Below are 10,599 nucleotides of genomic sequence, written 5' to 3'. Positions count from 1 at the left end.
ATTATTAAGATGATGAAGCATAAACACATTGGATTACAAATAATTAAAATAAGTACATAACTTTACACCTCTATTAAGTTATTTAGAATATTATTCGATTTCTGGAATTGAATTTTCAATAAGTGACAAAATGATTCATATATCACTACTAAATTACATTCCTAAAGTTGTTCAATGTTATGCATTTATAGAATTTCCTTTAGAAGATTTTAATATAGATATTGGAGAAATATATTATGCTAAATAAAAAAAACATCCGCCAACAGCCATTTTGAGCTAGCTGGAATTTAGTGGAATTACCGTTTCGCATCAAGTTTTCGTTAAGCCGAAAATTGAAAGTTTACGAACTTCTAGCTATCTCGAAGTGGCATAACGTTGGTTGATATTATAAAAAAACTGAATGAAAAACGACTTTTATTGTTTAGAAATAAAAATAAAAAATGAAGATATCTGTAAAGAAAAACTTCATTCACATTTATATATTTCGAACTCTGCAATCGAAATAAAAATTTATATTGATTCAGCTAATGACACTGATAGAAAATTTATGATTTGGAGCAGTTCAAATCAATTGTCTGATTTTGTAACTGAACAAATAGAAGTTGAAATATCTGAGCACGAAAAAGTTTTACAGAAAATTGACTTATCTAATTCTAGAATAATATCTGTCAAATCCAAAGACTATGAAAATGATAAAGAGTATTTTACGCTTTATTTAAATAAAATACTTATTTATAAAAAACTCAATTTTAACGAAAACGTAGGTATTGCAAAAGTTTTTCTAAACGAAGATGGTTTTAGTTTAGTTAAAAATTTTTATTCCTCTTTCACAATGAATGTCAAAGAAGGAAATTTTGGTATTTCCAGAATGAATGGAATGAATTCTTTTTACAAAATTGGTGAAATCAAATTTAGACCCGAATTTGAATATAGTTATTCTGACTCGAGAAATAATAAAGATTTTAAAATTGAAAAAGTTCCAATAATAAAATTTATTTTCCCTGTAACAATAGAAGATAAAAAACTAATTGAGCAAATTAGTATTGTTTGTAATATTACTTCTTTCTATTTAGGCAATTTAATTGATTATTATAGAATTACAGCATTTAAGCCAAATAGCATTTTATCACTAACAAAAATAATTAAAGAAAATTCGGGATTAAAAGTAAATAGTATAAATTATTTCTTGAACACAAAAGGGATAGATAATTTTCTGAAAACAAATTGGTCAAAAAATTATCTAGCAAACTCCAAAAAAATAGACAAAGCAATTGAAAATTATTTGCACTCTAGATTTGTTGATATAAATTCTAGATTTTTAATGCTTTACAATATTATTGAAATTTTGATGGCAGGCAAATCTAATTCGAATGAAAAGTTTGAACTTATTGTAAATGATTTAGAAAAAGAAAAAATATATGAAATTGCTTTAACGGAATTAAAAAAAACAATCTCTAAAAAAGACTATTTAGATTTTGAAAATAAGTGGAAAACTTTACAAAATAAAATGGCCTACAAACCAATGAAAAGTCCTTTAGTAGAGTTTTTAGAGGAAAATAATATTGAAAACAAAGATTTGAAAATTGACATTGATACAATCAAGCAAATCAGAGATAAAATAACACACGGAAGTGTAAGAACATTAAGGTCAAACATTGTGGAAGAAGCCAATTATAACTTATACAGAATATCAATTAAATTAATTTTAAATCAATTAGGACTTAAGAAATTTTGGGAAACAAAATAACATCATCCAACATCCATTTTGAGCTAGCTGGAATTTAGTGGAATTACCGTTTCGCATCACTTTGTCGTTAAGCCGAAAATTGAGCGGTTACGAACTTCTAGCCATCTCGAAGTGGCAAAATATTGTAGGCTATTTTCGCATACCAGAATCCGCAAAGAAAATTAAATTAAAATGATGAAAATATTTAAAATTACGTACATACTAACTTTTATAATTTTGTTCACTAATTGTAAGTCATTTGGACAAAAAACAAATAATTATTCAGCAAAAATTGATAGTTTAATCAAAACAACTAATGTTCGACAATTTAACGGAGTAATTTTAATTGCCGAAAATGGTAAAATAAAATATTCGAAAGCATACGGGTTTTTAAATTCTGAGAAGAAAACAGAGTTGAATATTGATGACCAATTTGAAATAATGTCAAACAGTAAACAAATAACGGCTGTATTAATTCTAAAAGAAGTAGAAAATGGAAAGATTAATTTGCAATCGCCAATTAAGAAATATTTGCCAAAATTAACTCAAACTTGGGCAGACTCAGTAACTGTTCATCAACTATTAAATCATACTCATGGAATTACTGATATGGAAAAACCTTTGTTGTTTAAGCCAGGGACGGATTTTAAATACGGGAACTTATCAAATATTCTTTTAGGAAAAATAATAGAGTTTTCGTCAAAAAGAAGTTATTCAGAAATGGCTAACCAACTTTTCAAAAATTTGAAAATGAATAATACATTTGCTTATTCCAAAGAAAAAATGCAAAAAGTCGTTTCTGGGCACATAAATAAAGACAATTCATTTAAAGTCGTAAATTCAACTCAAATAAAAGAGGAAAGCATTCCTGCTGACGGAATAATTACGACTGCAAAAGATTTAACCATTTGGAATAATAACCTTCATAAAGGAAAAATATTAAAACCCGAAACTTATAAATTAATGACAACTTCAACTGTTTATGCGCAACACGATGTCTTTGGAAAAGAGAAAGTTGGTTATGGTTACGGAATACGAATTTGCGAAAATGATAAAACCAAATATATTGGACATACTGGTTTGGGCGACGGATTTGCTTCGATGAACTTATACTTTCCTAAAAACAATTTAAGTTTAATCGTATTAGAAAACCAAATGAATGAAAAAATTGATTTATGCTATTATTTCGGAATAGAAATTAAAAAAATATTACTACAAACGGAATAACTAAAATAACATCACCCAACAGCCATTTGAACTAGATGGAATTTAGTGGAATTATCATTTCGCATCATGTTTTCGTTAAGCCGAAAATTGAAGGTTTACGAATTTCTAGCTATCTCGAAGAAGCAAAAAGTTGCCACAATTAAAAAAAACTAAAAAACTATGAAGACAAAAAAAAATTAATCTTACTACTACTTTTAAACTTTGTATCGCACGTATTCAGCCAAAATACATTCAAAATGCCGACAGAAAATTGGAATTTAGAAATAAATCTAGATCATTTTGAAATAAAAAAAGAAGGATTTTCACCTGACAATACCATGTTTCAACTGTCAGCAATTGACTCTAAAAATCAGATTAATTTATCAATCTTTATTGAAAAAACGGACTTAAAAGGAGATAAAGAAGAATGTCGAGAATTTTATTGGAATAAAGCCAAAAAAAGTCCTTTAGCGAAAGAAAACCTGAAGAAATATGAAATGAAAAACTTGGCTATAATTGAACATGACACAAAAGAATACAATGGACAAATAGTTGATTTTCATAGCCTTAATACTTATTTAGCAAAAAATGGGTATTGGATTGATATACATATTAGTAAAGCTGGATTCACAAAAAAAGATGAAAAGACATTTAAAAAATTAACTGAATCAATAGCTTTAAATTAGCAACTCCGTAAGCCACACATTTTGGACTGGCTGTAGTTTAATAGAATTGTCATTTCACTGCTTTTCTTTTAAAAAAACTACTGACTACAAGCGATCAAAAGGATCTAAAACGTTAGTAAATTAGTAGCCCATAAAACAACCTGAAAAAAATTAAATTAAACTACGAGTCTAATTTGCATTTTGCAATAACAACCCTACCCACTAAAAAAACTAATACACAATTAATAAATGAAAATCCCCTCCAAAGACAACCACCAAGGATTATTCCATGCATTGATCATCATTTTACCTTATGTTTTTATTACCGGAATCCTACAAATCACAGGATCCTATTTGATCGGCTATGATTACATGTCGCAACCTAGAGTTCCTAAAACTGAGCTTCAATCGCTAGTCATACAAGCTTGTACAACTATCGGATCTATAATTACTGTTGTAGTAATGCTCGAAAATAAAAGCATAAAATCCTTCATAGCTGTCGGTTTTCAAAACATAGCACTAAAAAAAGACCTTCTACTGGGGTTGTTAACGGGGTTTATCATTATGTTAGTGGGCTTTTTGACCTTGTATTTTACAAACCAGATTCGCTATGAGTCTTTTGACTTTGATGTTATCAAACTATTGATCAGTTTTGGCACCTTCGTTCTTGTAGCCTTGTCCGAAGAGCTATTGTGTCGCGGTTTCATGTTGAATAATCTCATGAAATCCTATAACAAATATGTTGCCTTAGTCCTATCATCAGCCATCTTCAGTTTGATACATATTGGAAATCCATATATTTCGACACTCAATCTAATTGGTCTTTTTGTTGCTGGTCTACTCCTTGGGATCTCCTACATCTATACCGGTCGATTGTGGTTTCCTATTGCCTTACATTTTAGTTGGAACTTTTTTCAAGGCAGTGTTTTTGGATTTAATGTTAGCGGGATCAATAATTATTCGCTAATAACCACCCATTTACCTAGCTCTAATTTATGGAACGGAGGTGATTTTGGTTTCGAAGGCTCCATCTTATCTGTTGTATTTCAAATTATTGCGATTTATTTTGTAGCTAGACATTACCAGCAGGAACCTAGCAGCCTTTAAAATCTTTTCTTTGCTAAAAAAAAGCTAACTGTCTTTATTCCAATCCTATTTTTTGATTCAATTATTCTGCATTATACGATAGCTATTTATCCCCTTTGTAATGGGCCTTAAATGAAAAATAAATGGTAATTTAGTACTGGATTTATAATTCAATCTCAAAAACAAAACAAGATGGCACCAATAAAAATAGCAGTCACAGATCAAGAAATTAGAATGTGTTGGGAAGCGCTCTATGCCCTTAGACCGATGCTAGACTCGGAAACTTTTGTAGATCAAATTAAAGAAATGCAAAATGAAGGCTATACCCTTTTGTACCAATTTGAAGGCAACAAAGTGATTTCTATCGCGGGCTATCGCATCTACACCATGCTATACAGTGGAAAAATGTTATACATAGACGATCTATCTACCCTAGAAGAAGCCCGTGGCAAAGGTTATGCTACTCTTTTATTGCAACATTTATATCAAATAGCAGCTCACGAAAATTGCAAAGCCGTGCATCTTGACAGCGGTCATGTACGCACTACTGCTCATAAACTGTACCTAAAGGAAGACTTTACCATCAGTGCTTTTCATTTTAGTAAACCGATCAACTCGTAATTTCACATCCTATTATCACTTGAATAAGCTTGCAAAAAGGGTACAGCATCACGCCACAATTATTGGGCTAAAACCAATAGAACTGTTTAAAAAATGCTGTTTTTGTGTAACAATTGTTACAAAAAACAGTCTTATAGTGCATCGGCATTACTTGATGCTGTACTAAAATGGACTTAGAAAGCTATACTAATTCCTTTAATCTATTAATAAATACTGTATTATGAAAAAAATAATGCTACCGCTGTTGCTATTAGTCGCTTTTATCGCAAAGGCACAAATGAAAGCAGATGATGTAAAAACTTTTACGCTTAAAAACGGAATGAAATTTCTAGTTGCTGAGGATTTCTCGATTCCAAATGCCAATATGTATCTTTTTTACAAAGTAGGAAGCCGCAATGAATACCAAGGAATTACGGGACTTTCACACTTTTTTGAACACATGATGTTTAATGGTGCTAAAAAATATGGTCCAAAAGAATTTGACCGCACTATGGAGTTCAATGGTGGTTCTAATAATGCGTATACGACCGAAAACGTAACCGTTTACACCGATTGGTTTCCCGCATCGGCAACTGAAACAATGTTTGACCTTGAAGGCGATCGAATTGCAAGTCTAAGCATCGATCCTAAAATGGTGGAAAGTGAAAGAGGCGTTGTATTAAGCGAGCGTAGTACTGGTTTAGAAAACTCTCCTTGGAGGCATTTGTCACAATCCATGCAAGCAACTGCTTTTCAAGAACATCCGTACCACTGGCCTGTTATTGGTTATGAAGATGATATGAAAAACTGGACGCAAGCTGATCTTGAACGCTACTTTAAAACCTATTATGCGCCCAATAACTGCGTGGTGGTAGTCTCTGGAGCAGTAAAGTTTGACCAAATAAAACAATTAGCCGAAAAGTACCTAGAACCTATCCCTGCACAACCTACGCCACCTGTAGTTCATATTATTGAACCCAAACAAACAGGAGAACGTAGAATAACGGTGCAAAAAGAAGTGACTAATCCGTATTTGATGATTGGATATCACAGTCCTGAATCAAAAAGTGATGATTACTACGCTTTAAACATCTTGAGTGCAGCACTTTCTAACGGAAAATCGTCAAGACTTTACAGTGCGCTAGTAGACAAGCAACAAATTGCAACAGAAGTATTTACAGATTACGGAGACAGTTTTGACCCAGGGCTATTTAATATTTATGCTGTAGCCAATACTGATAAAACAGCACTAGAATTAGAAAATGCTATTTATGCCGAAATTGAGAAAATAAAAACCGACGGAATTACTGAAAGAGAACTTCAAAAAATAAAAAACCAAAAATTGATGGAGTTTTATGGTCAAATAGAAACCATCAACGGAAAATCAAACAATATTGGAACCTATGAACTCTACTTTGGTGATTATAGAAAAATGTTTGATGCTCCCAAAAATTACAATAAAGTAACCATTGCCGATGTGCAACTTGTTGCCAAAAAATATTTTACAAAAAGCAATAGAACTGTAGGCGTATTAAAAACTAATGTAGAAAACTAATTGTATGGAATCAATAAATAAAAAATACACACTCATTTGCCTGTTGGTTTTGAGTTCACTAAACATACTGGCACAAGGCTATAAATTACCCAATTATACCACTTTTAAACTGGCTAACGGACTTACTTTTAATCTAATGGAGCAGCATGATGTGCCTATCGTAGATGTTGCCATTATTTTTCCAGCAGGTGCTATTTATGATCAGGACAAAGCTGGTCTTGCTTCCTTGACGGCAACAGCATTGAAACATGGAACCCAACGATTTACTAGCGCTAAACTAGAAGAAGAACTGGATTTTATGGGTGCTACTGTTAACACTTATGCCACTAAAGAATTCGCTGGACTTTCGTCTAATTTTGCTTCGAAAGACAAAGACCAAGTGCTACTAATGATTAAAGAAATCGTTCAAAACCCCGTTTTTGACGCAGCTGAATTCGAAAAAGAAAAAAGCCGCCGACTAGTGCGTTTAGACCAACAAAAAGAAAGTCCTGGTGCTGTAATAGGAAGTTATTTTGACAGTTTATTGTACGGAAATCATGTTTACGGAAACAATATTACTGGTACTAAAACAACGGTAGAACTATTGACCGTAGCTGATGTAAATACTTTTTACAAAAACAATTACAAACCAGATACTTCGGTTATTAGTGTGGTAGGTGACTTCAAATCTATTGAGATGAAAAAGACTTTAACCCAATTATTTTCGAATTGGAAAAGCAATGCAACACCACAAGAAAACCTAGCTTCAAAAGCCATTGTACTTCCTACCGAAAACAAAGTACTGCTAGTCAATAAGGACGACGCCAAAGAAACAACCATGTACATAGGTGCCGCGGGTGTGAGTCGCAACAACCCTGATTATGTTGCCATTGATGTAGTAAACACCTTGTTTGGTGGTCGTTTTACATCGATGCTTAATGATGAATTGCGTGTCAATTCAGGGCTTACTTATGGCGCTAGTAGCCGTTTTAGTGCTCTCAAAAATGGGGGGTCATTTATCATGAGTACTTTTACTGCTGTGAATACAACTGAACCTACCATTGACAAAGCACTTGAAGTTTTGAAAAAATTACATACAAAAGGACTAGATGAAAAAGCGTTGGCATCGGCCAAAAACTATGTAAAAGGACAGTTCCCGCCGGATTATGAAACTGCTGGACAACTAGCGCGCTTGCTTTCTACCATGTATTGGTATGATCTTGACCGTTCCTTTATTGATAATTTCGAAAAAAATGTAGACCGTTTAGATTTGGCGAAAGCCAATGAAATTATTGCAAAATACTTTCCTGAAGACAAACTACAATTTGTTCTTGTAGGGAAAGCATCTGAAATTAAAAAAATTGTCGAAAAATATGGCCCAGTCACTCAGGTTGAGATTGCGCAATAACCCATTTGATATAATATAAAATGAAAGCAGGACTCGTTCCTGCTTTTTTTTATGTAGAAAACTGAAATTCAACACAGTAAAAAACAAGCTCCTTGTTCGTTTAATTTATATATTTACCAGACGATCTGTTTTATATTCGAAAAAAAACTTGTACGATCCCTAATTATTCAATCAATTACAATACTATGAACTGGAAATTATCTACACTTCTTATTGGTTTATTCAGCTTAGGCAGCAACGCTCAAACTACAGAGTCAGAAAACATAATTAAAGTGCTCGAAAAAGAATCGGCTACTTGGCGATCAGGCGATAGTAAAGCACACGCTTCTTGCTGGCACATCCAGCCCTACAGTCGCATCTTAGTATCAACCACAGACGGAAAAACCTATGATGTCCCAGCCGAAGAAATGGTTAAAATATCGGATGCAGCAGGTCCTGGAGGAAGCGCGATCAATACTAATTATAAAATGAATATTAACGGCAATACCGCTTGGGTAAGCCATAATGAAGCCTCAACTGCTAAGGATGGAGTTATTAGTTATTCGTATGAAATTAGGTTATTAGAAAAAATCAATAACGAATGGAAATTAGTAGGGCAATCGATCCACATGTACAACAAAGACTAAATGTATAGGCTTAAAAAAAGGACTAGAATTACTCCAGTCCTTTTGTGTTTTTAGTCGATTGCTACCTTATATGTAGGATCTTCGATTATATTAATATCAATCACATCATCGGCATTGTGCAACAACTGGCGACAATCGGCACTTAAATGGCGCAAATGGATCTTCTTTCCTATTTTGGCATAACGTTCCGTCAATTTGTTTACGGCGTCAATTGCACTCATATCGGCAATTTTACTTTCTTTAAAGTCTACGATAACTTCATTTGGATCATTGGCAATGTCAAATTTCTCTGCAAAAGCAGTAGTAGAACCAAAAAACAATGGACCGTAAATTTCGTAATGTTTGATTCCTTTTTCGTCTATGTATTTTTTGGCACGAATGCGTTTAGCACTTTCCCAAGCAAACACTAAGGCCGAAATAATAACTCCTATTAGTACCGCTAAAGCTAAATTGTGTAACAAAATGGTAATCACAGCTACCAATACGCCCACAAAAATATCTTGTTTTGGCATTTTATTTATAATTCTAAAACTAATCCACTCAAAGGTTCCAATGGCCACCATAATCATTACTCCCACCAATGCAGCGATAGGCAATTGCTCTATAACTGGTGCTCCAAATAAGATAATTACAAGAATGGTTAAGGCTGCCACTATCCCAGACAAACGTGCTCTAGAACCCGCTGATAAATTCACTAAGGTTTGTGCAATCATTGGGCATCCACCCATACCAAAGAAAAAACCATTCAATAAATTGGCGCTTCCTTGGGCAATACATTCTCTATTTCCTTTCCCCTTAGTTCCTGTAATTTCATCTACTAGGTTTAAGGTTAGTAAACCTTCGGTTAAACCTACAGATGCCATAATTAATGCATAAGGAAAAACCAGCTGTAAGGTTTCTAATGTCCATTCTATATTTGGAATATGAAATGGAGGAAACCCGCCGCTAATAGACGTAATATCTGCAACTGTTTTAGTCTCAATTCCTAATCCCAATACCAGTCCAAAAACAACAATTATTGCTACAAGTGAAGCAGGTACTGCCTTGGTGATTTTTGGCAAAAATAAAACGATAGCAATGGTTAACAATACTAATCCTGCCATGATATAAAGCGGACTACCAGAAAGCCAAACACTCTCGCCATTTACAACCGTTTTGAACTGCTCCAGTTGTGACATAAAAATGATAATCGCTAATCCATTTACAAACCCAAACATAACGGGTTGTGGTACTAAACGTATGAATTTACCAAGCTTAAATAATCCGACCAATATTTGTAAAATACCTGCCAGAGCGACTGCTGCAAATACATATTCGAGGCCGTTTGATTTCATTAAAGCAATCAATACAATTACTGTAGCTCCTGCTCCACCCGAAACTAAACCTGGTCTCCCACCAAAAATAGCGGTAACTAACCCCATGATAAAAGCAGCATACAAGCCTACTAATGGAGGAAAACCCGCCAAAATAGCAAACGATAATGACTCTGGAATCATGGTCATTGCTACGGTTAATCCTGCTAAAACTTCGGTTTTGTAGTTTACTTTTTGAGTAAAATCGAATAAGTTGAAATACTGTTTCATTCTTTTGTATAAAAATTTGTAATAATTATGGCATCAGAAAATGTACATTTCCGATTAATAACCAAAAACCAATAAAAAATTGGATAGCTAAGTAGGGCTTGCTGAAAAAGTATTCTCAATTTTCATATAACTGGATTTAATTTCACCAAATAATCACTTTCATAA

General features: G+C 33.1%; 9 protein-coding genes. 8 read left to right on the top strand and 1 reads right to left on the bottom strand.

The annotated features are described in order from the left end of the window. The first annotated feature begins 400 nt into the window (after positions 1–400). The 8 genes from H8R24_RS17055 (at position 401) to H8R24_RS17020 (ending at position 8,851) form a co-directional block, all read left to right on the top strand. Positions 401–1,747 carry a hypothetical protein gene (locus H8R24_RS17055; RefSeq protein ID WP_187021493.1) on the top strand — a complete coding sequence of 449 codons (1,347 nt, stop codon included), beginning with the start codon at positions 401–403 and terminating at the stop codon, positions 1,745–1,747. 171 nt (positions 1,748–1,918) lie between these two features. Next, positions 1,919–2,953: a serine hydrolase domain-containing protein gene (locus tag H8R24_RS17050; protein ID WP_187021491.1), complete on the top strand. Its 1,035-nt coding sequence runs from the start codon at positions 1,919–1,921 to the stop codon at positions 2,951–2,953. Positions 2,954–3,189: 236 nt separating this feature from the next. Next, on the top strand, positions 3,190–3,618 hold the full coding sequence (locus H8R24_RS17045; protein WP_187021489.1) for a hypothetical protein: 429 nt from the start codon (positions 3,190–3,192) through the stop codon (positions 3,616–3,618). Between the two features lie 228 nt (positions 3,619–3,846). Then, the gene (locus H8R24_RS17040) at positions 3,847–4,704 is read left to right on the top strand and encodes a CPBP family intramembrane glutamic endopeptidase (RefSeq protein ID WP_187021488.1); all 858 of its coding nucleotides are present in this window, start codon (positions 3,847–3,849) and stop codon (positions 4,702–4,704) included. A 171-nt stretch (positions 4,705–4,875) separates the two neighbouring features. Continuing rightward, the gene (locus H8R24_RS17035; protein ID WP_187021487.1) at positions 4,876–5,304 is read left to right on the top strand and encodes a GNAT family N-acetyltransferase; all 429 of its coding nucleotides are present in this window, start codon (positions 4,876–4,878) and stop codon (positions 5,302–5,304) included. 220 nt (positions 5,305–5,524) lie between these two features. After that, positions 5,525–6,838, top strand: coding sequence for a M16 family metallopeptidase (locus tag H8R24_RS17030; RefSeq protein ID WP_187021486.1), 1,314 nt, complete (start codon positions 5,525–5,527; stop codon positions 6,836–6,838). Between the two features lie 4 nt (positions 6,839–6,842). Beyond that, positions 6,843–8,225: a M16 family metallopeptidase gene (locus tag H8R24_RS17025; protein ID WP_187021485.1), complete on the top strand. Its 1,383-nt coding sequence runs from the start codon at positions 6,843–6,845 to the stop codon at positions 8,223–8,225. Between the two features lie 185 nt (positions 8,226–8,410). After that, positions 8,411–8,851, top strand: coding sequence for a nuclear transport factor 2 family protein (locus H8R24_RS17020; RefSeq protein WP_187021484.1), 441 nt, complete (start codon positions 8,411–8,413; stop codon positions 8,849–8,851). A gap of 50 nt (positions 8,852–8,901) precedes the next feature. Here the strand turns inward: H8R24_RS17020 and H8R24_RS17015 are convergent, their stop codons facing one another. Continuing rightward, positions 8,902–10,434, bottom strand: coding sequence for a SulP family inorganic anion transporter (locus H8R24_RS17015; protein ID WP_187021482.1), 1,533 nt, complete (start codon positions 10,432–10,434; stop codon positions 8,902–8,904). Between the last annotated feature and the right edge of the window lie 165 nt (positions 10,435–10,599).

Source organism: Flavobacterium muglaense (assembly GCF_014305155.1).
Classification (GTDB): domain Bacteria; phylum Bacteroidota; class Bacteroidia; order Flavobacteriales; family Flavobacteriaceae; genus Flavobacterium; species Flavobacterium muglaense.
Note: the sequence above shows the minus strand (reverse complement) of the source record. Positions and strands in the feature narration are given on the sequence as shown.